Here is a 23,031-nt window from a genome sequence, read left to right as displayed (position 1 = left end):
CACCTCCAGACTCGCCGCGGTCAGATCAACGACAGCCTAGGACATGCCGCCGTCCGTCTCTTGCACCACGGAACAAGGCTGGCAGGATGGGCGTTGAACCAGACGACAACAGAACATCTTCCGGGGCACGCGGTGCCCCGAGTCCCGAGGAGGACGCGTGGCTGACTACACCCTGCCCGAACTTTCCTACGACTACGGTGCGCTCGATCCGCACATCTCCGGAAAGATCATGGAGCTGCACCACACCAAGCACCACCAGAACTACGTCAACGGACTCAACACCGCGCTGGAGAAGCTCGACGAGGCCCGCGCCGGTGGTTCGTACGACACGATCAACCTGCTGGAGAAGAACCTCGCGTTCAACCTCGGCGGACACATCAACCACTCGATCTTCTGGAAGAACCTCTCCCCCGAGGGCGGCGACAAGCCCACCGGCGAGCTCCAGGCCGCTATCGACGACAACTTCGGCTCGTTCGACGCCTACCGCGCACAGTTCGAGGCCACGGCGCTCGGCATCCAGGGCTCCGGCTGGGCCATCACCGCGTGGGACACGCTCGGCCAGAAGCTGGTCATCGTGCAGCTGTACGACCAGCAGAGCAACATCCCGGCCACGCTGATCCCGATCTCGCAGCTGGACATGTGGGAGCACGCCTTCTACCTCGACTACCTCAACGTCAAGGGCGACTACGTCAAGGCGTTCTGGAACATCGCCAACTGGGCCGACGCCCAGGAGCGCTTCACCGCCGCCACCAGCGGCGGCCAGGTCATCTTCTGACCTGACCCCCTTCGCACGTCCCGAATTTTGCGGGCTCAGGCACGGTTTTCGTCCATCGAAACGGTGCTTGGGCCCGCAAAATTTGGTTCTGGGGTCCTAGGGGTCGCGTCTCTTACCGTGTGCGGCGAGGTCCTGCAGCCGGGCGTTGTAGGCCTCGAGGGCAGCGTCGTCGTCGCGCTCGGCACTGCGGTCGTAGCGCTTCGCCTCACGGGCGTCGGAGCGGAACCACTGCACGAAGATCGCGATCATCACCAGGACCAGGGGAACCTCGCCCATCGCCCAGGCGATGCCGCCGCCGAGGTACTGGTCGGCCAGCAGGTCGGTGCGGAACGGCCGGTCGATGTCGCGGTAGTAGCTGCCGGCGATGACCGTCTTGGACGACATGACGGCGATGGCGAAGAACGCGTGGAACGGGATGGTCACCAGCAGCAGACCGAACCGCACGATCGGCTGGAACGCCCGCGGAGCGGGGTCGATGCCCACGAGCACGTAGTAGTACAGCAGGCCGACGGTGATGAAGTGGATGTTCATCAGCGCGTGCCCGGAGTGGTTGGCCATCAGGGCGTTGAACGCGGGCGTGAAGTACAGCGCGTAGAGGCTGCCGGTGAACAGCACCGGACCGACCAGCGGATGCGTGACGAACCGCGAGAAGCGCGAGTGCAGGAACGACAGCAGCAGCCCGCGCGGCGACACCTCCCCCGGCTGGCGCGGACCGGGCAGGGTGCGCAGGGCCAGCGTCACCGGCGCCGCCAGCACCAGCAGGATCGGCGCGACCATCGACAGCAGCATGTGCGAGCCCATGTGCGCGCTGAACAACGCGTGCGAGTACTCGCCCAGCCCACCGAACGTCGACCAGGCGATGACGACCATGCCGGTGACCCACGAGACGGTGCGACCGACCGGCCACGCGTCACCGCGGCGGTGCATCACCCACACTCCCTGCAGGTAGAACGCCAGACCCAGGGCGACGATCGCCAGTCCGGTGCCGCTGGCGCTCCAGCCGAACAGCAGGTGCGTGACCGACGGCGACGCAGGCATCGGCCCGCCCAGCAGCTCCTCGGCCGGCGTGGTCAGCACGTCCTCGCCGAGCGGGGTGGGGGTGCGTGACAGGGCCACGCCGAGCCCGATCGTGCCGGCCATGACGAACAACTCGGTGGTGGCCAGCCGGATGAATCCGCCGCCGGCTGCCACGATGCGACGGCGCTGCGACCACCCGAACGCGCCGAGCACGAGCAGTGCCGCGGTCTTCGCCAGGATCAGGGCCCCGTAGTGCGAGCCGAACAGGTCCCTCAGGCTGGTGACCCGCACCGAGGCGTTGACGACTCCGGACACGCCCACGATGGCGTACGCCCACAGCGCCACCTGCGAGAAGCGCTCGATGCCGGCACCGAGGCGCTTGGAACCTCGCAGGGCCACCCAGCCCAGCGCAGCGAGTCCGCCGACCCACAGGGTCACGCCGACGACGTGCAGCATCAGGCTGGTGGTCGCGAGGGTGTGCGAGCCCGCCGAGGCGGCGTGGCCGGTCAGGGTGATGGGTGTGGTCGTGGCCACGGCGAGCCCGAGCACGATGGCGAGGGCGCGGACCGACACCGTCCAGCGAGACGCGACGGCGACGACCGCCGCGCCGAACGCCTGCAGGACGATCGCCTGCCCGGTCGAGGAGTCGATGAACAACGACCACACCAGATTCGGCGTCAGCTGCGACAGCCGGGCGGCGAAGATGTCGCACACCGTGAAGACGTAGAGCAGCACGCTCGCGCCGGCCCACGTCCACGCCCACCGGGACGCGAGGTGGACCGCCTGCACCGACAGTCCCTCCACCTCGGGGCCCTGGGAGACCAGCAGGAAGACCGCCAGCAGCAGCAGCCCGATGGTGAGCACGGCCGACCCGTCGCTGACCACCTTGACCACCGGCAGCGCCCACCCGACGAACCGGCCGGGGTCCGGGATGCCGGGCGGCGCGGCCTGGGGGGCTCCGCCACCGATCTGCAGGAACGCGACCACTGACAGGACGGCCACCGCGAACGCGGTGATCGCGTCACGCGTCGTGCGCGTCATCGCGTCTCCTCAACGGCAGCACGATCAGTGCGACCGCGGCGAGCCCGGCCGCCCCGCCCCACACCAGGTGGCCCAGGTGTCGGTCGAAGAAGCTCTGCTTCATCGGCTTCACCGCGACCTGGGTGACCGGCTGGCCGGTCAGGACCTCGAAGCTGATGGAGCCCGAGACTGGGTGGCCGTCGGCCGAGACCACCCGGTAGGCCGCGGTGTAGGTGCCGCGCTGGCCGGGATCGGTCAGGGTGGTCGACGCGGTGCGGTCCACCGCCTGCACCGACGAGGTCTCGACCTTCGTTCCGTCCGGCGCCGTGACCGCGATGAAGGCGTTGCCGACGTTCTCGTTGAAGGTGAACGTCACCTGGGACGGCAGCGTCTGCAGGCGCGCCCCGTCCTCGGGGTCGGTACCGACCAGGCCCGCGTGGGCACTGGCCGGTCCGGCCCCGAGGATGACGGCCACCAGTCCGAGGACGGCGGCAGCAAGGAATCTACGCACGCGCACGATTCTGACGCACCGACACGACCAGTGCTGCAGCGGCGACCACGGCGGCGGCGATCGCGACGATCAGGGCGACGTCGTTCGACGACCCGTCCGTCGACGCGGAGGCAGCCTCGATGTCGTCGCTGGTCGCGGCGTCGTCCCCGTGGTGTCCTGCCGAGGCGTCCGCGGCGGCCAGCGCGAGGGTCGGTGCCGGGTGCTCCGGCTCCGTGTCCCCCTTCTGCTCCTCGTCCCAGGCGACGACCTCGCCGTCGTCGTAGGTCTGCGTGGCGGGGAGCACGAGGGTGTCCGTGGCCGGGAACGGTCCGGCCGAGATCCCGAACGTGTCGTACTCGCCCGGGGCGATGCCGTCGCCCGTGGCGGTCCAGGTGATGGCCGTGGTCACCTCGGAGACCTCGAAGTCGCCGTTCTTGACCGGCTGGTCGAGCTTCTTGGTGGTGGTGGACACCGTCCACCCGGGCTTCGCCTCGGCCGAGACGAACGCGAAGGGAGCGTCCGAGGGCAGGTCGACGGTCAGCTTGGTGGTGGCGGCGGTGTCGGACTCGTTCGGCACGCGGAACGTGGCGACGCCGAATCCGCCCTGGGTGGCGTCCGAGCTGTCGACGTGGACGTGCGCCGAGGCGGGTGCGGCGATGGCGACGAGCCCCGTCGCGAGGAGGGCAGCAGAGAGCCGCCGGATGGTGCGAGACATGTGAGTGGTTCCTGTTCTGGTGGTCAGTGAGACATGATGACGGAGGCAGGCTCCGTCGGTGGTCCCCTGACCGGGGTGCCGCGCGCGGCGATCAGCCACCGCGGCCCAGACATCGGAATCGAGACGATCGGTGCGCCGAGCGACGGCACCGCGAGATGACGCAGGAGCAGCCGCAGCGGCCGCAGCGCGAGGTGGTCGGCGACGGCCCAGACGAAGGACTCTCCGCGGACGAGCACGACCAGGGTCAGCGCGGTGGCGAGCGCGTGCGTGGTCGCCATGGTCGGACCCATCGACGCCGGCATGCCCTCACCGGCCATGGCTGCAGCGTGCACACCGACCTGGCAGAGCACGAGCAGCCCGAGCAGCTGGCGCCGCACCAGGCGAACACCGGCGATCGCCCAGGCGACGGCGCCGGAGACGACCAGTGCCACGCAGACGCCGAGCGGTGTGGCGCTCCCCCCGGAGACGACGTGCGCTCCGAAGGCGCTCGCGACGCAACCGAACGCCGCAGCCATGGCCCGCAGGTGACGCACGGCGCCACGGTTCGGCCTCAGCGCGGCCACCGGTGCGGTGTCGCCGGGCAGGTTCACCCCGGCATCGTATCCGGGATCAGGTGATCCAGTTACGGTGGGCTCATGACCGCACAGGCCCTCACCACCTCCTTCATCACCCGCGACGAGCAGTGGGGCGCGCACAACTATCACCCGCTTCCCGTGGTGATCGCCGAGGCGGAGGGAGCGTCGGTCACCGACGTCGACGGAAACACCTACCTGGACTTCCTCTCGGGCTACTCCGCGCTGAACTTCGGGCACCGCCACCCGGCCCTCATCCAGGCGGCGCACGACCAGCTGGACCGACTGACCCTGACGTCGCGCGCGTTCCACAACGACCAGTTCGGCGCCTTCTGCGAGGAGCTCGCGACGCTGACCGGCACCGAGATGGTGCTGACGATGAACACCGGCGCCGAGGCCGTCGAGTCGGCCATCAAGGTCGCCCGCAAGTGGGCCTACGAGGTCAAGGGCGTGGCGTTCGACTCGGCCGAGATCATCGTGGCGAGCAACAACTTCCACGGACGGACCACGACGATCGTGTCGTTCTCCGACGACCCGGCTGCACACGACAACTACGGACCGTTCACGCCCGGCTTCGTGACCGTGCCGTACGGCGACCTCGACGCCGTGCGCGCCGCCGTCGGCCCGAACACCGCCGCAATCCTCATGGAGCCCATCCAGGGCGAGGCGGGGGTCATCGTCCCACCGGAGGGCTTCTTCGCCGGCGTCCGTGACCTGTGCGACGAGCAGAACGTGCTGCTGATCAGCGACGAGATCCAGGCCGGCCTGGCCCGCACGGGCACGCTGTTCGCGCTCGATCACGACGAGGTGCGCGCCGATCTGTACACGCTCGGCAAGGCGCTCGGCGGCGGCATCATCCCCGTCTCCGCTGTGGTCGGCCGCTCCGACGTGCTGGGCGTGCTCAAGCCCGGCCAGCACGGCTCGACCTTCGGCGGCTATCCGGTGGCGTGCGCCGTCGGACGGGCGGTCGTCGAGCTGCTCGGCACCGGGGAGTTCCAGCAGCGTTCCACCGAGCTGGGCGCCCACCTCCACGACCGGTTGAACGGCCTGATCGGCAAGGGCGTGTCCGCGGTGCGCGGTCGCGGGCTCTGGGCCGGCGTCGACATCGACCCCGCCGCGCGCACGGGCCGAGAGGTGTCGATGTCGCTGCGCGACCAGGGCGTGCTCTGCAAGGAGACGCACGAGCGCACCCTGCGCATCGCTCCCCCGCTGGTCATCACCCGTGCCGAGATCGATCACGCGGTCGACGCCCTCGCCGAGGCCGTCAACGGCTGAGGAGCACATCATGACCGAACCCGTCGTCCGAGACGCCGCCCTGGACCCCCAGCTCGCCGAGCTGTTGGCGTTCATGGACGCCGCCGACGCCACGCCGATGGCCGAGAGCACGCCCGCGGAGGCTCGCGAGGCCTTCCGCACGCTCACCGTCCACCTGCTCGACCCGTCCGCGGTGCCCGAGGTGGCGGCCGTCGAGGAGACCACCGTCGACGGGGCAGCCGGACCGCTCGACGCTCGCGTGTACCGACCGGCTCTGGACGGCACCCGCCCCACCATCGTGTTCTTCCACGGCGGCGGCTGGGTCATCGGCGACCTCGACACCCACGACCTGCTGTGCCGCACGATCGCGAACCTGTGCGACGCGGTCGTGGTGGCTGTCGACTACCGCCTCGCCCCCGAGCACCCGGCGCCGGCGGCGGCCGACGACGCGATCGCCTCCGCCGTGTGGGTCGCCGACCACCTGGCCGACCTCGGCGGCTCCCACGCGCTCGGTGTGGCCGGCGACTCGGCCGGTGGCAACCTGTCCGCGGTCGTCGCGCAGGTGTTCCGCGACGAGGGGCGACCGCTCGCCGGTCAGCTGCTGTTCTACCCCGGCACCGACCTCACCGGCGACTACCCGTCGATCTCGGAGAACGCCGAGCACTACTTCCTCGACCTGGCGACCATCGGGTTCTTCATGGAGCAGTACGTCGGTCACCTGGGCGGCGTGGGACTGGACGACCCACGGCTCGCGCCCCTGCACGGTGACGTCACCGGCGTGGCACCGGCCGTGGTCGTGACCGCGCAGTTCGATCCGCTGCGAGATCAGGGCAACGCCTACGCCACGGCGATGTCCGACGCCGGGGTCGCGGTGCAGCACCGCACCTATCCGGGCCTCATCCACGGGTTCGCCGACATGGGTCGTTTCTCCGCGGCGGCGCAGGCTGCCGTCGAGGAGACCTGCGGGTTGTTCAGGACCGTGCTCCACGGCTGACCGTCACGCGCCCGCACCGATCGCCCGCTGGATCGTGTCGACGGCCTCCATGGTGACGACCGAGTCGGACAGCGTCCGCCACGGCGACTGCGTCTCACCGGCGCTGATGCGCCGCGCGGCCTCGACGCCCTGGTAGTGCAAGCCGTCGAGGTGGTCACTCGCCGGCTCGTCGTGGCGCAGCTCGATCGATCCGTCGGCCGACCGCAGCGACAGCGGTCCCGGGCTGTTGTGCAGCGGCTCGACGACCAGCACGCCCTCGGTGCCCACGATCCTCAGCTCGTTGCGCAGCTCGCCGTGCAGGGACGTGGTGAACTGGCTCATCACGTCGTCGGCGTGCCGCATCACCGCTGCCATCTGACCGTTGACCCCGGTCGGGTGCGCCACACCGAGCGCCGCGACCTCCTCGGGTGCGCCGACGATCGAGGTGATCATCGACAACGGGTAGATGCCGATGTCCAGCAGCGGGCCACCGGCGAGCCCGGGCTCGAAGTTGCGGTGCGGCTCGGTGAAGTGCTCCCCGTACTCGCCCGTGACGGATCGGATGCGGCCGAGGGATCCGTCGTCGAGCAGCTGGCGCAGGACATCCCACTTGGGCTGGAACATCGTCCAGAGCGCCTCGCAGCAGTAGCGGCCGGTGGCCTGTGCGACCTCCATGACCCGCCGGGCGTCAGCGGCATTGGTGGCGATCGGCTTCTCGATCAGCACGTGCTTGCCGGCCTGCATCGCGGCGATCGCGAGCTCGGCGTGCCACGGGTGGGGCGTGGCGACGTAGATGATGTCGACGTCGTCGGAGCAGATCGTGGCCTCGTAGGACCCGGTAGCCGAGTCGATGCCGAACCGGTCCGCGAACTGCCTCGAACGGCCTTCGTCGCGTGATCCGACGACCGTCACCGACTGTCGGGTGTGCCTCTGCAGGGCCGAGACGAACCGTTCGGCGATCCAGCCCGGGCCCAGCACGCCCCACCGGAGCGGCGGCGCATCCATCGGATCGAGGGTGCGAGGCGCCGGCATGGACCGAGGAAATGTCATGACAAACAGTATGGACCGCTGCTCGGTACCGTGTCATCGTGTCGATCCGCACCGCCTCAGACGCCGACGTCGAAGCACTCGCCGCCCTGGCCGCCGCGACGTTCCCGCTGGCCGCACCCGACGACGCCGCGCCGGAGTCGCTCGCCGAGTTCATCGAGCAGAACCTCTCCGCGGCCCGGTTCGACGCCTACCTGGCCGATCCGGCCTGCGACGTGCTGGTGCACGAGACCGACGGCACCATCGACGGCTACGTGCTGCTCGTGGCCGGCGAGCCCGAGGACGCCGACGTGCTGCGCGTGGTCACGCTGAGACCGACCGTGATGCTCAGCAAGTTCTACGTCGATCCCGAGGCTCACGGCCACGGTGTCGCGACCGAGATGATGCTGGCTGCCTTCGGCGCCGCCGAGTCACGTGGAGCCCTGAGCATGTGGCTGGGCGTCAACGAGGAGAACGTCCGGGCCCAGCGGTTCTACGCCAAGCACGGGTTCGAGAACGTCGGAACCAAGCGGTTCCAGGTGGGAGCCCGACTCGAGCACGACTACGTGCTCCATCGACGGCTGCGCCTCCGCGCCTAGCCCACGCGCGCCGTCATCACGCTGTCGGGGAGCCGGACCTCGACCACGGCACCCCGGTGCAGCTGGCGCCCGCGACGCGTCTCGACGTCGCCGTCGACCAGGACGTCGCCGTCGGCGATCATCGAACCGGCATGGGAACCGCTCTCGGCGATCCCGGCGAACTTGAGGAACTGGCCGAGCCTGATCATGTCTCCGCGGATCTCGATGGTCTCGGGCGTCATGGGGACAGCCTAGAGTCGTCCCATGGCCGAGTCGGCACGAGCAGACGCGTGGACCTGGGCCGTGCGCGTGTATCGGACCCGATCCATGGCGGCGGCGGCCTGCAAGGCCGGGCACGTCGCGGTCAACGGCACCAAGGTCAAGCCGTCGCACGCCGTCAAGATCGGCGACACGGTCGAGGCGCTGACACCCGGTGGGCCCAAGGTCTACGTGGTGAGGCGGTTGATCTCCAAGCGCGTCGGCGCCACCGTCGCCGCCGCCTGCTTCGAGGACCACTCTCCCCCACCGCTGCCCAAGGAGGAGCGGCCCGCCGTGGTGGCGCAGCGCGACCCCGGTGCCGGTCGACCCACCAAGCGCGACCGCCGCCGCATGGACAGGTTCCTGCGCGAGAACCGCGGGTCGCCCTAGTCGGGACGGTCCCGGTGGAGCCCGCCCGATCTCATGCCATCGGCAGCAGGTGCTCGGCGGCCAAGGGGGCGAGCGGCGTGTCGCCGGTGGCCAGCGGGTCGAGCCAGCGCGACTCCTCGATCTCGGCACCCACCCGGTGGTCGGTCGCACTCAGCCGCAGCCTGAACACCTGTGCCTCCACCCGATGGCCGGGCTCGTTGGCGGCGTCGGCGTAGTAGGTTCCCAGCGGGACGAGGTCGACCGCGTCCACGTGCAGGCCGACCTCCTCGGCCAGCTCGCGACACAGGGCCTGCTCCGGCGACTCCCCCGCCTCCGGCTTGCCGCCGGGGTTCATGAACATCGTCGTCCCCCGCTTGCGCACCAGCAGGACGCGTCCCTCGCGGTCGGTGATCAGCGCGGCGACCACCCGGATGACGTTCACGCCAGATCACGCGGATCGAACGGAGACGTCGACACCCGCTCGTCCATGGTGTCCAGCAGGGCCTCGAGATCGTCGGCGAACACCGGGATGCTCGGCTCGTCCGCCGCGACGAAGCCGTGATCGACCAGCTGGTCGACAAGAGCCGCCATCGGGGCCCAGAAGCCACCGCCGTCCTCGCCGCCCCGGGGCAGGTCCAGGAAGGCGCACGGCTTGGCATGGATCGCCAGCTGCGCCCAGGTCCACTGCTCGGTGATCTCCTCCAGCGTGCCGACCCCGCCCGGCAGGGCGACGAACGCATCGCTGAGCTCGGCCATCATCAGCTTGCGCTCGTGCATCGACTCCACGACGTGCAGCTCACTGATGCCGGTGTGACTGACCTCCCGCTCGTGCAGCTGCCGCGGGATCACCCCGATCACCCGGCCACCGGCCGCCATGGCCGCGTCGGCCACCGCACCCATCAGGCCGACGTGGCCGCCGCCGTAGACGACCGTGATGCCGCGATCGGCGAGGGTACGCCCGGTGCGGCGCGCCAGGTCGGCGTACGCCGGGTCGGTGCCGAACCGGGATCCGCAGAACACGGCAACAGCTGTCACGGGCATGCGCTCAGCGTGCCATCGACTTCAGGTGGTCGGCGAGGCGCAGTGCCAGCGCCGTGAGCGTGAGCGTCGGGAAGTTGGCCCCGGCCGTCGGGAAGACCGAGCTTCCGGCCACGAACAGGTTGCTCACTCCGTGCACGCGGCTGTCGACGTCGACGACACCGAGGCGAGGCGAGGTGTGCATGCGCGTGGTGCCCATGTGGTGCCAGGTGCCGTCGACATCGTCGCGCCAGCTGCCGGTGGAGGTCGGATTCGTCGTGACGTCGGCGACGCCCGCCCGGCCGAGCTCGGTGGCCAGGATCTCGGCCGTCCGATCGAAGGTGTGGCGCACCTGGTCGCCGAGCCTCCAGTCGACGCGGACCCGCTGCATCCCGAGCGCATCGCGCTCCCCGGTCAGCATCACCCTGCTCGTGCGATCCGGGTTCGGCTCCACGATGACCTCGAGCTGCATGCCACGCACCAATGGTGGACGCGGCAGCACGCTCGCAGCGGCGAATCCCGCGGCCCGAGCGGGGTGGTGCAGCACGTCGCGCAGCTCTGCGGTGTGGTCCCTGCTCCAGCCGTCACGATGTCGGACCAGCCGGCGCAGCCTTCGCATCGACTCCACCGTCGGTGACCCCTCGCCGATGTACATCGCCCGGAACCAGGCACGGGCGTTCAGCAGTCCCTCGCGCTCCTGCACCTTCGCGGCCACCACCAGGGCCGCCGCCACCGACACCCCGTCCGCCGCCACCGCGTCCGACCGGAACTGGCTCCGGATCTCGTAGAGGCGGTTGCGGCGAAACGATGGGCGCAGCGTGACCTCGCCCGTGAGCCGGTGCGGGTGGTCCATGAAGTAGCGGCCGACCAGGTCGTGGTCGGTGTCGAGGCTTTCGCCCGCGGTCAGCAGCAGTCGGGCGTTCTCGATGCCGCCCGTGGCGAGCACGACCTGGTGCGCGCTCACCTCCACGCGCCTGCCGGTGAGCGTGCGCGTCTCGACCGCCGTGACGTGCCCGCCGGCCTGGTCGGTGTGGATCCGAGTCAGGTTGGCGTGCAGCAGCACCGTGATGCGCGGGTGCCGGTCGAGCTCGGCCCGGTACTCCTCGCCGAGGCGCAAGATGTTCGCGAACTGGCTGTACGAGCTGCCCACGACGGATTCGTCGAGGTCGGCGTGCCGGACGCGCGGGTGGTCGATCCGGGACCGCCAGTAGTCCGTGTCGTACGTCGTCGGGCCCAGTCCGAGCACGACGTGCGCGCGGTCGTAGTAGGGCTGCAGGTCCTCGCTGCTCAGCGGCCAACCACTGTCCGGAACCCACGAGCGGGTCGCGAAGTCCTCGGGCTCCAACGGCCGGCACCATCCGCCCCAGCAGTTGCTCCCGCCACCCAGGAACCGGCTGCGGTCGTGGAACCCGTGGTAGTAGTCCGTCCCGGCGCAGTCGCCCTCGTAGAGGTCGTCGGTCTGGGCGTCACTGGCGAACCCGCCGCTCTCGACCAGCACGACGTCGACTCCCGAGCGCGCGAGCTCGAGGGCGATGGTGATGCCGGCGACCCCTCCGCCGATGACGCAGACCTGGGTGGAAACCGTGTGCGCGGTCTCTGATTCCAGTGTCCGGGCATCGATGAGCATCGACCGTTAGGTTAGCAACATGGACCTCCGCGAGACCGACGTCATCGTCATCGGAGCCGGCGCCGTGGGCGAGAACGTCGCCGACCGCACCGTGCAGGGCGGCCTGGAGACCGTCATCGTCGAGAGCGAGCTGGTCGGCGGCGAGTGCTCGTACTGGGCCTGCATGCCGAGCAAGGGACTGCTCAGGAGCGGCGCCGCGATCCGCGCCGCCCAGAACCTGGACGGCGCCAGGCAGGCGGTCACCGGTGACCTGGACGTGGCCGGCGTGCTCCGCCGTCGAGATGCCATGACCAGTGGGTGGGACGACGCCGGTCAGGTCAGCTGGCTCGAGGGTGCCGGCATCGACCTGGTGCGCGGCCACGGACGGCTCACGGGCCAGAAGGAGGTCACCGTCACGGCCGAGGACGGCGCCGAGACCGTGCTGCGCGCGCGTCACGCCGTGGTCGTCTGCACCGGTTCGTCGGCCGCCGTGCCCGATCCGTTGGCGGAGGTGAATCCCTGGACCAGCCGCGAGGCCACCAGCGCGCAGGCGGTCCCCGCCAGTCTGGTCATCGTGGGCGGCGGCGTCGTCGGCTGCGAGATGGCCACCGCCTACGCCGGGTTCGGCACCAAGGTCACGCTGCTGAGCCGTGGACCGCTGCTGGAGCAGATGGAGCCGTTCGCCGGCGACCTCGTCCGCGAGGCCCTCGAGGACATGGGCGTCACCGTGAAGCTCAAGGCGAACGTCGCCTCGGCCCACCGCACCGACAAGAACGTCGTCGTCGAGATCGAGGGCGGAACGAAGGTGATCGCCGAGCAGGTCCTCGTGGCGACCGGCCGCCGTCCCCGTACCGAGGAGCTGGGGTTGGAGCGAGTCGGCCTCGAGGCCGGCGCCTGGCTCGACGTGGACGACACGATGCAGGTCGACGGCGTCGAGTGGCTCTACGCCGTGGGAGACGTCAACCACCGCGCACTGCTCACCCACCAGGGCAAGTACCAGGCTCGCGCGGCCGGCGACGTGATCGCCGCACGCGCGCACGGGCGCGAGGTCGACACCTCGAAGTTCGGTGCCCACGTGGCGACCGCCGACCACGCCCTCGTCCCCCAGGTGACGTTCACCGACCCGGAGGTCGCGTCCGTCGGGCTCACCGAGAAGGGCGCACTCGCGGCCGGCCACAAGGTGAGGGTGCTCGACCACGATCTCGCCGCCATCGCCGGTTCAGCCACCGCGTCGGACCACTACGTCGGCCGTGCCCGCGCCGTGTTCGACGCCGAGCGCGAGGTGCTGCTCGGGGCGACCTTCGTGGGTCCGGACGTCGCCGAGCTGCTGCACTCGGCCACGATCGCGATCGTCGGCGAGGTACCGGTCAGCCGCCTGTGGCATGCCGTGCCGTCCTATCCGACGGTCAGCGAGGTCTGGCTGCGCTGGCTCGAGGCATGGGGTCGTCCCCAGACCTGAGGGCCCAGACCTGAGGGTTCAGACCTGAGGGGAATCAGGTCGCGCCGGTCACCATCCAGCCGTCACCGCGGGCACGGGACACCAGCACCACGCCGCGCGCCAGCATGAACAGCCCCGCGAACGCGACCCACACCAGCACCAGGCCCGCCACGGAGGCGGCCAGCAGGGCGGCAGGCGCGTAGACGGCCAGCGTCAGCAGTCCGGCCCAGGCCAGGTAGCGACCGTCTCCGGCGCCGATCAGCACCCCGTCGAGCACGAACACCACGCCGGCGAGCGGCTGGCCGATCGCGGCGATGATCAGGACAGGTACGAGGCGATCCTGCACGCGGGGGTCGTCGGTGAACAGGGCGCCGAGCACCGGGCTGGTGGCCGCGAGCAGCACCCCGGTCACGGCACCACTCACCACGCCCCACTGGATCATGCGTCGCGTCACCTCGCGGGTTCCCGTGACGTCACCCGCACCGAGGTACCGGCCGGTGATCGCCTGGGCAGCGATCGCGATGGCGTCCAGCACGAAGGCGAGGAAGCCCCAGATCGTCATCGCCAGCTGGTGGGTGGCGACATCGACGGTCTGGCTCGTCGCATCCGCCGCGCCCGCGACGACGGCATAGGTCGTCACGAGCAGCGCCGCACGCAGCGTCAGAGTGCGTACGACCAGAGGCATGCCCGCGCGTCCAGCGGCTCGGATCCCGGGCAGATCCGGCGCGAGCGAGGCGCCCTCGGCGCGGGCGGCCCGCACCACCACCCACAGGAGCGCAGCCGCGCTGAGCACCTGGGCGATCACCGAGCCGAGCGCCGAACCGGCGATCCCCATCCCGTCGAAGGCTCCGATCCCGAAGACCAGCACGACGTTGAGGACGACGTTCAGGGCGTTGCCGCCGATCGCGACGACGAGCGGTGTCTTGGTGTCCTGCAGCCCACGCAGGATGCCGGTGGCCGCCAGCATGACCAGCAAGGGCGTGACGCCGAGCAGGGCGAGGCGCAGGTAGTCGGCCGCGTAGCCGTTGACGACCTCGGAGGCACCGAAGGCGGCGATCATCGGGTCCAGCGCCAGCAGACCCGCCCCGGTCGCGAGCACCCCGATGCCGAGCGCCAACCAGACGCCGTCGATCCCCTGCGCCAACGCCTTCGCGGTGTTCCCGGCGCCGAGCTGGCGCGCCACGCCGGCCGTGGTGCCGTAGGCGAGGAACACGCACAGGCCCACCACGGTCTGCAGGATCACCGCCGCGATGCCCAGGCCGGCCAGCTGTGCGGTTCCGAGGCGCCCGACGATCGCCGCGTCACTGAGCAGGAACAGCGGCTCCGCGATCAACGCGAGGAAGGCCGGCCAGGCGAGACGCAGGATCTCTCGGTCGAGGGGCGATCTCACGCGCCCATCCTGTCACCGTCGTTCAGCCGGCCGCGTGGTCCCAGTCGTCGAGGGTGTCGGTGAACATCGACTCCACACCGGCCACCTGCTCGTCGAGGTCGTCGGTCGTCCAGCCGTCGGTCGGGATCGGGGGGAGAACACGGACCTGCACCGTTCCGGGACGCAGGATCACCGACCGGGCCGGCATGATCTCTCCGGCGTTGCGGATCACGACGGGGACCATCGGCACGCCTGCCTGCATCGCCAGGTGGAAAGCGCCCTTCTTGAACGGCAGAGGGCGTGCGGTCGGCGAACGCGTGCCCTCCGGCGCGATCACCAGCGACGTTCCCGACCGCAGGCTGTCCAGGGCCGGGGCGAGCGCCTCCCGGGCCGCAGCGCTGTCACTGCGATCGACGTAGGCGATGTCGGCCAGCCAGCCCATCGCGGCGAAGGTGGGGTCCTTGGCCAGCTCCTTCTTGGCCACGCCGGTGAAGTCGCGCCGCAGCAGTGCCGCCAGCACCACCACGTCGAACTGGCTCTGATGATTGAACACGAACACCGCAGGACGCGAGCGCCACAGGTTCTCCTGGCCCTCGACCTCCAGCGAGACCCCCGCTGCGGCGAGGGCCAGCTCGGAGCTCACGGCGGCCGCGACCGTCAGCGCCGTGCGGCGGTCGCGGTTGACCAGCCCCATGCCCAGCCCGGTGCCGATCCCGGTGAACAGGCCGGCGTAGGAAGCCGCGGTGCGGACGACGTTCATCGGCGTCAACCGGCGCTTGCGGTGCAGGCGATGCACCGGCCACCCGCGCTCGGCGGCGGCCTGGGTCAGGGTGCTGTCGGCGTTGAGCGGACGGGGACGACCGACCTTTTCCAGGTACAGGACGTCCTCTCCCCCGTTGCCGTAGGCGTAGGACTGATCCAGATCGAGGCCGCGCTCCTCGGCGAACGCCTCGACGGCGGCCGCCTTGCCGGGGCCCCACAGGATGGGACCGTCGACGCGCCCGGTGACCTTGCCGTCGACGGTCTCGACCTCGGTGACCAGCAGGTGCTCGATGCCCAGGTCCTCCGCGGCGGGCTGGGCCTGGAATCGCGTGGCCGACGACGCCAGCGCCACCGTGTGGCCGGCGCGCAGGTGGGCCTGCACGAGCCGGCGGGCGTCGGGGTACAGCTGCCCGGAGATCCGGGTGCGGAACAGCTGCTGGCCCATCTCCTCCAGATCGGTGACGGCCATCCCGCGCAGCGCGCCGAGACCCACGCCGACCAGCCTGGTCACGTCGTGGCCGCGCTGCTGCATGTTGAAGACCTCGACCAGGGTGCCGAGCAGCTCCTGCGGGCTCACCGAGCGATCGGCCAGACGCTGCTGGAAGTACAGCACCGCCGAGTAGCCGTGGATCAGCGTGCCGTCGAAGTCGAAGAAGGCGCCGACCTCGGGTCCCTGCGGACCGTCGGCGACGGCCGCCAGCAGCCGGTCGATGTCGTGCACGCGTCAGCTGCCCAGGGCGTGGGACCGGACGACGGCCGTGGCGCGCACCGCGGCGGCCAGCTCGTCGGCGAACCGCCGGCGGGCCTCGATCAGCTCGTCGCCCCCCGGACCGAGCAGATCGCGGTTGCCCGCCAGCTTGAGCGCGCCGCCCATGAGGTCCTTGGAGATCGACTCCGGCGAGTGCAGGTCCTGCTGCAGCCACCGTTGGTGGGCGTACCCGAGGCTCTCGGTGATCAGGTCGTCGCCGTCGAGAGGCGCGGCCGGCTCACGGGTCACCAGACGATCGGCCACCACCGAGTACGCCTCGAGGAAGGGACCGATGACGCGGTGCGCGAGGAGGAGGTCGGACTTCGCGAGCCGCTCGAGCACGTCGCTCGCTCCGGTGTCCTCGCCGGCCCACCCGGCCCGCACGATGTCGGTCTCGCGGCGCAGCTGGGAGTCGAACTCCTCCTTGGTCGCGAAGAAGAACTCGTACTTGAGCAGGTCGCGCAGCGCCAGGGCGCGACGCCACGTGGCGGTGACGACGTCGACGTCGCCCTCCGACGCCTCCTCGGACACCTGCACCAGCGCGACCTCGAGGATGGCGCGGTTGATGAAGTAGTGGGTCACGGTGTTGCGGTAGAAACCGGCCTCGTGGTGCCGGTCGGGGGCGATCGCGTAGACCGGCTCGAGACCGCCGGCGTACTCGACGACCACGTTCTCGCGCACGAGCGTGGCCAGTGCGCGTCGCAGGCCCTCGGGGCGGCCGAGGTCGACGTCGGCGGTGAGCGGCAGCTGACGGTGGCGCACGTAGGCGACCAGTGGCTCAAGCACCCGCAACGTCTCGGCCAGCGTCATGGCCCGACCGTCGTTGTCGAGCAGGCCGAACGTGACCAGCGCGGCCGGAGTGATGGGCGTGGCCGCGTTGATCCGGTGCGCCACCTCGAACGCCACGCGGGGCACGACCTCGGTGAGGTCGGCGCTGTCGGCACGTGACCCCGCGTCGGCGAGGGCCTCGCGCAGCGACAGCGGGGGGCCGAACCGCACGTGGACCCGGCCGCGACGTCGCCCCTGGGCCCGGGCGAACCGGTACGCCCAGGTGAGGCTCTCGGGGACCTTGGTGCCGCCCATCTCCTCGCGGGAGAGCGCCGACACCTCGTGCTGCTGGTCGTAGACGATCGAGACCGGCACCAGGTAGGCGTCGTCGGAGTCGTCGCCGCCTGCCTCGAACGCGTCGACGAGGTAGCGCAGCACGCCCATGCGCGGTGGTCGCAGCTTGCCGGTGCGGGTGCGCCCGCCCTCGAAGTACCACTCCAGGTTGGCGTGCTGGCGCAGCAGGAACCCGAGGTACAGCCGCAGCATCGCCGGGTAGATCGGGTCGTCGCGGCTCGAGCGGCGGATGAAGATCAGCCCGCTGCGCTTCCCGAGGTTGGACAGCGGCCAGATCGCGAGGTTGTTGCCGCCGAGGGTGTAGTTGGCGGGGAAACGGTGCCCGCGCGTGGCCGCGCGCAGGACCAGCGGGTCCAGGTAGGAGCGGTGGTTGGGCAGGAAGACCAACGAGTGCTGGCGTCCCAGCTCGGCGAGCTCGGCCAGCCGCATGGTGTCGACGTCGACCTCGTACGACCGCGTCATCCACCGACCGAGCCGGTCCCACACCCGCGACGCCGACTCGTCGATGCACGCCGACATCTCCTCGAGCGCCGCCTCGGCGTCGTGGCGCACGTCGCCCTCGGCGCGCCCCGTGCGGTCCACCAGCGCGGCGATGGTGTCGCGGAACGCCCCCGATCCCATCACCAGCTCGACGGCTCGCCGTTCCTGCTCGCTGGTGTCCATGGGGCCACTCTAGTGGCGTGCGTCACACCGCGGGCTGACGACGGTCCTTGCGGTCAGCCACGGAAGCACGATCAGCGAGGCCAGCAGGAAGCAGATCGCGCCCACGAAGGTGCCGGCGTTCGCCACCACGACGTCGACGTCGCGACCGCTGGGAAGCACGAATGCGGCGGCGGCGGAGACACCGAACGCGATGCAGCCGGCCGCGTTGACGACCTCCGACCACCACGCGGGTCTGCGGACGTCCCATCGACGTCCCACCTGTGCGTACGCGACGAGGGCCAGGCCACCGCTCAGGAGGAACGCGACGGAGCCGGCGGCGTCGGGACTCCAGACCTCTTGGTCCTGCGCCGCGACCGTGGTCGCGTGCAGCGCTGCCGTCGTGCTGACGTTGAACAGGATCGTTCCGAGGCTCTGCGTCGCCGCCGAGAGCCACTCGGCCCGCGGCAGCCGGCGCCGGCCGGGCCGACCCTCGGCGAGGACCGGTCCGCTGAGCGCGAGCTGGATCAGGCCCGCCGCCGTGAAGAACCAGGCGCCGGTGAAGTACAGGACGTTCGAGCCCGTGGAGCCCACGACGTGGGTGATCCCCGGCGCCGACCCGAGCGCGAACAAGCTCGCGCCGACGATGAACCCCCAGCACTGCTTCGTCAGCGTGGGGGTGAACAGCGACGTGGTGTGCGTGGCCACGCTCAGTGGTGGAAGTGCGAGCCCTCGGCCTCGCGCGGCAGCGGTGTCGTGAGGGCCTCGAGGAACTGGACCTCTCCGCGGATGTCGGCGAGCAGGGACGACGCCAGGTCGCGGCTCAGGCCGACCTTGACGACGATCCGCTGCAGCACGACGTCGGCCATGTCGTCAGCCATCGGGTACGCCGGCACGAGCCAACCCTTCATGCGCAGTCGGTCGGCGAGGTCGTACAGGCTCCACATCCGCGTCTCGGGGTCCTTCAGCACCCAGGCGAAGACCGGGATCGTGTCACCGCGGCTGACCAGCTCGAACGGGCCCATCTCCGCGATGCCGGCCGACAGGTACTGCGCGACGTCCAGCGAGTTCTGCTGCACCTGGCGGTATCCCTCACGCCCCAGCCGCAGGAACTGGTAGTACTGCAGCAGCACCTGGGCGCCCGGGCGGGAGAAGTTCAGTGCGAGTGTTGGCATGTCGCCGCCGAGGTAACTGACGTGGAAGATCAGGCTCTCGGGCAGGACGGCGGTGCTGCGCCACACGACCCAGCCGACGCCGGGGTAGACGAGTCCGTACTTGTGGCCGGACGTGCTGATGGAGTTGACCCGGTCGATCTGGAAGTCCCAGACCAGGTCGGGCTGGCAGAACGGCGCGATCATGGCGCCGGACGCGCCGTCGACGTGGATCTTGACGTCCAGGCCGGTCGACGCCTGGATCTCGTCGAGCTTGCGCGCGATCTCGTCGACGGGGTCGTACAGGCCGGTGAAGGTCTGTCCGAGGATCGCGACAACCCCGATCGTGTTCTCGTCGACGTACTGCTCCAGGTCGTGCCCGTCGAGGACCAGGTGATCCTCGCTGACCGGGACGTACCGCGGCTCGACGTCCCAGTAGTTGCAGAACTTCTCCCACACGACCTGCACCGCCGACGACATCACCAGGTTGGGCGTCTCGGTGGACTTGCCCTCGGCCCGGCGGCGCTGCTGCCACAGGCGCTTCAGGGCGAGCCCGCCGAGCATGCACGCCTCGGACGACCCGATCGCCGAGGTGCCGATCGTGTCGGACGGGTCGGGAACGTTCCACAGGTCGGCGAGGATGCGCCAGCAACGGTCCTCGATCTCGGCGGTCGCCGGGTACTCGTCCTTGTCGATCATGTTCTTGTCGGCGGCCTCGGCGTAGAGCTTCTTCGCCTCGTCGTCCATCCACGTCGTGACGAAGGTCGCGAGGTTCAGCCGGGAGTTGCCGTCGAGCATCGCCTCGTCGTGCACGATCTGGTAGGCCGTCTCCGGCAGGGAGGGACCGTCGGGCAGCCGGAACTTCGGCAGCTCGGTCGCCTCGCCCGGACGGACGAAGACCGGGTTCAGCGAGAGCGTGTCGTCGAGGTTCGTCGACTGGCGGGCCTTGCTGGTGTTCGTGCGCTTCGCGTGCTTGGACGACATGGGGTTCCTGTATCTCGAGGTCCGGGGTGGGAGTGCCTTTCTCTGGATTCTTTCCTACCGTGAGCGCCTGCGAACGACCACCTGACGCACCGGTGCCCGACGAGGTTGCGGCGCGGGCCCTCACCCCTGGCGAGGGCCCGCCGAACACCGGTCAGGCGTGCTGCGGGGGCTGCACGTCGATCACCCAGGTCACGCCGAATCGGTCGGTGAGCATGCCGAAGCCGGGGCTCCACGGGGACGCGGCGAGTGGTTCGACGACGTCGGCGCCGTCGGCGAGCGCCTCCCAGAGCGTGGTGACCTCCTCGAGGGTCTCGCCGCGCACGGACTGGAAGAAGGTGCGGTCGGTGATCGTGACGCCGTTCTCGCGTCGCGTGTTTCCGGCCGTGCTCGACGTGTCGGTCGTGTCCTGTCCGGGGATGTCGTAGCCCATGACGCGAAAGCCCAGGTCGCTCTCGACCTGGCCGAAGACGATCTTGTCCGCGCCCGGTGCATCGGCGGGCATGCCGAGGTCACCGTAGGTGGCCGCGGTGACGGTGCCCCCGAAGACGGACTGGTAGAACTCCAACGCCTGACGTGCGGTGCCGGGGAAGTTGAGGTGGGTGGTCGTGGTGATGCTCATCTGTCTGTCCTTCGTCTATGCGGTGATGGCGGCGGTGTGCCGCGATGCCACGGTGGACGATGTAGAGGACAGGAAATGTCCTCTACGTGGCGGATACTCAGACCATGTCCGGAACGTCGTCTCGCATGCTCGCGCTGCTGTCGTTGCTGCAGTCGCGTCGCGACTGGCCGGGGGCGGTGCTCGCCGACCGGTTGGAGGTCACCACACGCACCGTTCGTCGTGACGTCGACCGGCTACGAGAGCTCGGGTACTCGATCGCTGCGACCAAGGGGCCCGACGGTGGCTATCGGCTCGCGGCGGGCGCGGAGCTGCCACCCCTGCTGTTCGACGACGACCAAGCGGTGGCGATCGCGGTGGCCCTGCACCGAGCCCCCTCCACGGGAGTCGATCTCGACGACGCCGCTGCTCGCGCGCTGCAGACCGTGCGCCAGGTCATGCCGTCGAGGCTGCGACACCGGATCGACGGCATCGATTTCACGGACACGGCGGCCGAGCAGCGGGTGGACCCGAAGGTCCTCGAAGCGGTCAGCACCGCCGTCCGTGAGCAGCGGGTGTTCAGCTTCGACCACGGCGAGCGCGGCGACCGTCCACCGCGCCGAGTGGAACCTCACGCCGTCGTGGCGCGGAGCAGCCGGTGGTACCTCGTCGCCTGGGACCTCGACGTGTCCGACTGGCGCGTCTATCGGCTCGACAGGATCATCCCGAAGTTCGCCGGCGGCGCCGTCTTCACCCCGCGCCCCATTCCCACCGGCGATGCGCGCACCTTCCTCGAGGCGCGCTTCAAGGGGTCGTCCGCCGATGACGTCTGGCCGTGCCACGGCGAGTTCCTCCTGCACCTTCCGGCCCACGACATCGCCCCCTGGCTCGGTGACGGCGAGATGGAGCAGACGTCGTCGTCCGCGTGCCGTGTTCGGGCCGGATCGTGGTCGTGGGCAGGACTCCTGGGCTGGATCCTCCGGTTCGACGCCCCGTTCACCATCCTCGGACCCGACGAGCTCATCGAAGCCGCCGCCGGACTTGCCACACGGGTCGCAGGTGCGACGACCGGCAGCCCACGGCTGACGGACGAGGCGCCACCACAGCGACGACGGTGACGTGGCGGGATCGGCCTACTCCACGAAGCGCGCGAACTTCGCGATCGCGTCCGGGGTCGCGGGAGTGAACAGATTCACGAGGTTCCCGTCCGGGTCGCGCAACAACAGCGACCGGTTGCCCCACGGCATGAGCGTGGGCTCGTTGACCCACGAGTCCACGACGTCCTTCAGTCGCGCGTAGTCGGCGTCCACGTCGGGAGTGAGGAACTCAAGGATCGCCGAACGGTTCTGCGCAGGCTCCGCCGCACCCGGAGCGAAGGCGGGGACGGTGCGGGTGCTGCCGATCGCGAGCGTCGCGGACGCCGTGGTGAGCTCGGCGAACACGTCGCCGGTGCGCACCGTGGTTCCGCCCGTGATCAGCTCGTAGAAGTCGGCGAGGCGGGCGACGTCGTCGGTGATGACGCGCACGGAGACGAAGTTCATGGGATACCCCTCGGATCAGGTGTCGAGACCGTCTCGACCTGACCACCATGGCCGCGCCGCGCGACAGCGTCCTGTCGGTGTTTCCGCAGATCTCACAGACTCAGCGGCTCGAGGCTTCCGTGGACGATGTCGATGTCGCCGGCTGCCAGTGTCCGCGGTTCGGGCGTCTCGGCCGTGACGGTGACGTCGAGGATGCGGTCGATCCGAAAGGCGCGGATGCCCCCGCGCATCCGGCACCACGCGATCAGGTACCAGGCGCCACTCGACTCGACATAGCCGAGAGGTTCGACGTCGCGCTGGGTCTGCGCCCCCGCGCGGTCGCTGTACACGATTCGCAGCACCCGCGGGTGTGCAACGGCGTCAGCGACGAGGCGCGGCACCCGGTCCGGGACCAGCTCGTCGCGCAGGAAGTGCACCCGGGCCGCCAGGTCGCGCGCCGCCTGTGCGTCGTCGCTGCTCATCGCGAACACCAGCTTTCGCATGGCCGTCTCGGCGGCGGGACGGAACGGAGCGGCCCCCATCGACTGCAGTGCGACGGCCATCGCCATCGCCTCCTGGGGTGTGAAGTTGACCGGCGGCAACGTGTGCTCACGAGCGATGCAGTAGCCGCCCGTGCGTCCCGGCTCGGCCCAGATCGGCACGCCGGACTGCTGGAGCGCATTGATGTCGCGCTCGACCGTGCGGACGCTCACCTCGTACCGCTCGGCCAGCCATCGCGCGCTCCGCGGGCGCGGCGCCACGGCCCGTAGCTCCTCCACGACGGCGTAGAGCCGATCGGTCCTGTTCACGATTCGACGATAGCCAGTGTCAGATGCCGAAGAGGCGCCGTCGCTCGCTCATCGGGCCGATGAGACGGGAGAGGAACCGGCAAGGACCCGTCACACGACACGACAAAGCCCTGATGAAAATGGCTTCTCATCAGGGCTCCTGTGTCGGGCTGACAGGATTTGAACCTGCGACCCCCTGGAGTGATCGAGGGCCCTGCCAGCAGAACAGCAGACCTGGACAAATC

At 70.2% G+C, this 23,031-nt stretch carries 24 protein-coding genes; 7 read left to right on the top strand and 17 right to left on the bottom strand.

What is annotated here, in order from left to right; all coding sequences use genetic code 11:
• Nucleotides 1-157 precede the first annotated feature (157 nt).
• A complete protein-coding gene (locus AC0L5F_RS01935) occupies nt 158-775 on the top strand; it encodes a superoxide dismutase (protein ID WP_473314922.1) in 618 nt (205 codons plus the stop codon).
• A 96-nt stretch (nt 776-871) separates the two neighbouring features.
• Here the strand turns inward: AC0L5F_RS01935 and AC0L5F_RS01930 are convergent, their stop codons facing one another.
• Genes AC0L5F_RS01930 through AC0L5F_RS01915 form a run of 4 tightly spaced genes read right to left on the bottom strand, consistent with a single transcriptional unit; the run spans nt 872 to nt 4,607 of the window.
• Nucleotides 872-2,833 carry a bifunctional copper resistance protein CopD/cytochrome c oxidase assembly protein gene (locus tag AC0L5F_RS01930; RefSeq protein ID WP_473314921.1) on the bottom strand — a complete coding sequence of 654 codons (1,962 nt, stop codon included), beginning with the start codon at nt 2,831-2,833 and terminating at the stop codon, nt 872-874.
• Nucleotides 2,814-3,323 (bottom strand): copper resistance CopC family protein, encoded by a 510-nt coding sequence (locus tag AC0L5F_RS01925; RefSeq protein WP_473314920.1) that lies wholly within the window; start codon nt 3,321-3,323, stop codon nt 2,814-2,816. Before AC0L5F_RS01925 ends, AC0L5F_RS01930 begins: the two co-directional genes overlap by 20 nt.
• Nucleotides 3,316-4,017: a YcnI family copper-binding membrane protein gene (locus tag AC0L5F_RS01920; protein ID WP_473314919.1), complete on the bottom strand. Its 702-nt coding sequence runs from the start codon at nt 4,015-4,017 to the stop codon at nt 3,316-3,318. The genes AC0L5F_RS01925 and AC0L5F_RS01920 overlap by 8 nt, the downstream gene beginning before the upstream one ends.
• A gap of 23 nt (nt 4,018-4,040) precedes the next feature.
• A complete protein-coding gene (locus AC0L5F_RS01915) occupies nt 4,041-4,607 on the bottom strand; it encodes a hypothetical protein (RefSeq protein WP_473314918.1) in 567 nt (188 codons plus the stop codon).
• Nucleotides 4,608-4,652: 45 nt separating this feature from the next.
• On the opposite strand from AC0L5F_RS01915, the gene rocD reads away from it, so the two are divergent.
• Both rocD and AC0L5F_RS01905 read left to right on the top strand, forming a co-directional pair.
• Nucleotides 4,653-5,864: an ornithine--oxo-acid transaminase gene (gene rocD / locus AC0L5F_RS01910; protein ID WP_473314917.1), complete on the top strand. Its 1,212-nt coding sequence runs from the start codon at nt 4,653-4,655 to the stop codon at nt 5,862-5,864.
• Nucleotides 5,865-5,874: 10 nt separating this feature from the next.
• Entirely contained in the window at nt 5,875-6,837 is a 963-nt protein-coding gene (locus AC0L5F_RS01905; RefSeq protein WP_473314916.1) for an alpha/beta hydrolase, read from the top strand.
• 3 nt (nt 6,838-6,840) lie between these two features.
• Here the strand turns inward: AC0L5F_RS01905 and AC0L5F_RS01900 are convergent, their stop codons facing one another.
• Nucleotides 6,841-7,866 carry a Gfo/Idh/MocA family protein gene (locus AC0L5F_RS01900; protein ID WP_473314915.1) on the bottom strand — a complete coding sequence of 342 codons (1,026 nt, stop codon included), beginning with the start codon at nt 7,864-7,866 and terminating at the stop codon, nt 6,841-6,843.
• Between the two features lie 38 nt (nt 7,867-7,904).
• On the opposite strand from AC0L5F_RS01900, the gene AC0L5F_RS01895 reads away from it, so the two are divergent.
• The gene (locus tag AC0L5F_RS01895) at nt 7,905-8,441 is read left to right on the top strand and encodes a GNAT family N-acetyltransferase (RefSeq protein WP_473314914.1); all 537 of its coding nucleotides are present in this window, start codon (nt 7,905-7,907) and stop codon (nt 8,439-8,441) included.
• On the opposite strand, the gene AC0L5F_RS01890 is transcribed toward AC0L5F_RS01895, so the two are convergent.
• A complete protein-coding gene (locus AC0L5F_RS01890; RefSeq protein WP_473316126.1) occupies nt 8,438-8,629 on the bottom strand; it encodes an RNA-binding S4 domain-containing protein in 192 nt (63 codons plus the stop codon). The two genes, AC0L5F_RS01895 and AC0L5F_RS01890, sit on opposite strands and share 4 nt — an antisense overlap.
• Before the next feature lie 55 nt (nt 8,630-8,684).
• On the opposite strand from AC0L5F_RS01890, the gene AC0L5F_RS01885 reads away from it, so the two are divergent.
• A complete protein-coding gene (locus tag AC0L5F_RS01885) occupies nt 8,685-9,068 on the top strand; it encodes an RNA-binding S4 domain-containing protein (RefSeq protein ID WP_473314913.1) in 384 nt (127 codons plus the stop codon).
• 31 nt (nt 9,069-9,099) lie between these two features.
• On the opposite strand, the gene AC0L5F_RS01880 is transcribed toward AC0L5F_RS01885, so the two are convergent.
• The 3 genes from AC0L5F_RS01880 to AC0L5F_RS01870 are packed head-to-tail and all read right to left on the bottom strand — an operon-like array spanning nt 9,100 to nt 11,691.
• Nucleotides 9,100-9,489 (bottom strand): NUDIX hydrolase, encoded by a 390-nt coding sequence (locus AC0L5F_RS01880; protein ID WP_473314912.1) that lies wholly within the window; start codon nt 9,487-9,489, stop codon nt 9,100-9,102.
• On the bottom strand, nt 9,486-10,088 hold the full coding sequence (locus AC0L5F_RS01875) for an LOG family protein (RefSeq protein ID WP_473314911.1): 603 nt from the start codon (nt 10,086-10,088) through the stop codon (nt 9,486-9,488). The genes AC0L5F_RS01880 and AC0L5F_RS01875 overlap by 4 nt, the downstream gene beginning before the upstream one ends.
• A gap of 4 nt (nt 10,089-10,092) precedes the next feature.
• Nucleotides 10,093-11,691 (bottom strand): FAD-dependent oxidoreductase, encoded by a 1,599-nt coding sequence (locus AC0L5F_RS01870; RefSeq protein ID WP_473314910.1) that lies wholly within the window; start codon nt 11,689-11,691, stop codon nt 10,093-10,095.
• Between the two features lie 19 nt (nt 11,692-11,710).
• Between AC0L5F_RS01870 and AC0L5F_RS01865 the strand changes: the two genes are divergently transcribed.
• Complete coding sequence (locus AC0L5F_RS01865) at nt 11,711-13,129, top strand: dihydrolipoyl dehydrogenase family protein (protein WP_473314909.1); 1,419 nt, start codon at nt 11,711-11,713, stop codon at nt 13,127-13,129.
• 34 nt (nt 13,130-13,163) lie between these two features.
• Here AC0L5F_RS01865 and AC0L5F_RS01860 read toward each other — a convergent pair whose 3' ends face one another.
• From AC0L5F_RS01860 to AC0L5F_RS01835, 6 genes are all read right to left on the bottom strand, one after another.
• Entirely contained in the window at nt 13,164-14,498 is a 1,335-nt protein-coding gene (locus AC0L5F_RS01860; protein ID WP_473314908.1) for an MATE family efflux transporter, read from the bottom strand.
• A 22-nt stretch (nt 14,499-14,520) separates the two neighbouring features.
• Nucleotides 14,521-15,960, bottom strand: a complete 1,440-nt coding sequence (locus AC0L5F_RS01855; RefSeq protein ID WP_473314907.1) for an HAD-IB family hydrolase — start codon at nt 15,958-15,960, stop codon at nt 14,521-14,523.
• 3 nt (nt 15,961-15,963) lie between these two features.
• Nucleotides 15,964-17,772 (bottom strand): 1-acyl-sn-glycerol-3-phosphate acyltransferase, encoded by a 1,809-nt coding sequence (locus AC0L5F_RS01850; RefSeq protein WP_473314906.1) that lies wholly within the window; start codon nt 17,770-17,772, stop codon nt 15,964-15,966.
• 9 nt (nt 17,773-17,781) lie between these two features.
• Nucleotides 17,782-18,456: a hypothetical protein gene (locus AC0L5F_RS01845; protein WP_473314905.1), complete on the bottom strand. Its 675-nt coding sequence runs from the start codon at nt 18,454-18,456 to the stop codon at nt 17,782-17,784.
• Between the two features lie 2 nt (nt 18,457-18,458).
• Entirely contained in the window at nt 18,459-19,883 is a 1,425-nt protein-coding gene (gad, locus tag AC0L5F_RS01840) for a glutamate decarboxylase (RefSeq protein ID WP_473314904.1), read from the bottom strand.
• A gap of 151 nt (nt 19,884-20,034) precedes the next feature.
• Complete coding sequence (locus AC0L5F_RS01835; protein ID WP_473314903.1) at nt 20,035-20,502, bottom strand: VOC family protein; 468 nt, start codon at nt 20,500-20,502, stop codon at nt 20,035-20,037.
• Between the two features lie 104 nt (nt 20,503-20,606).
• On the opposite strand from AC0L5F_RS01835, the gene AC0L5F_RS01830 reads away from it, so the two are divergent.
• Nucleotides 20,607-21,596, top strand: coding sequence for a helix-turn-helix transcriptional regulator (locus AC0L5F_RS01830; RefSeq protein ID WP_473314902.1), 990 nt, complete (start codon nt 20,607-20,609; stop codon nt 21,594-21,596).
• A gap of 15 nt (nt 21,597-21,611) precedes the next feature.
• On the opposite strand, the gene AC0L5F_RS01825 is transcribed toward AC0L5F_RS01830, so the two are convergent.
• Together AC0L5F_RS01825 and AC0L5F_RS01820 are read right to left on the bottom strand one after the other, a co-directional pair.
• Nucleotides 21,612-22,019, bottom strand: a complete 408-nt coding sequence (locus AC0L5F_RS01825; protein ID WP_473314901.1) for a VOC family protein — start codon at nt 22,017-22,019, stop codon at nt 21,612-21,614.
• A gap of 92 nt (nt 22,020-22,111) precedes the next feature.
• Nucleotides 22,112-22,807, bottom strand: coding sequence for a helix-turn-helix transcriptional regulator (locus tag AC0L5F_RS01820; protein WP_473314900.1), 696 nt, complete (start codon nt 22,805-22,807; stop codon nt 22,112-22,114).
• Between the last annotated feature and the right edge of the window lie 224 nt (nt 22,808-23,031).

The organism is Aeromicrobium sp. 10G20-16 (genome assembly GCF_055809665.1).
The sequence above is the reverse complement of the archived record's forward strand: the minus strand, read 5'-3'. Positions and strand labels throughout refer to the sequence as shown.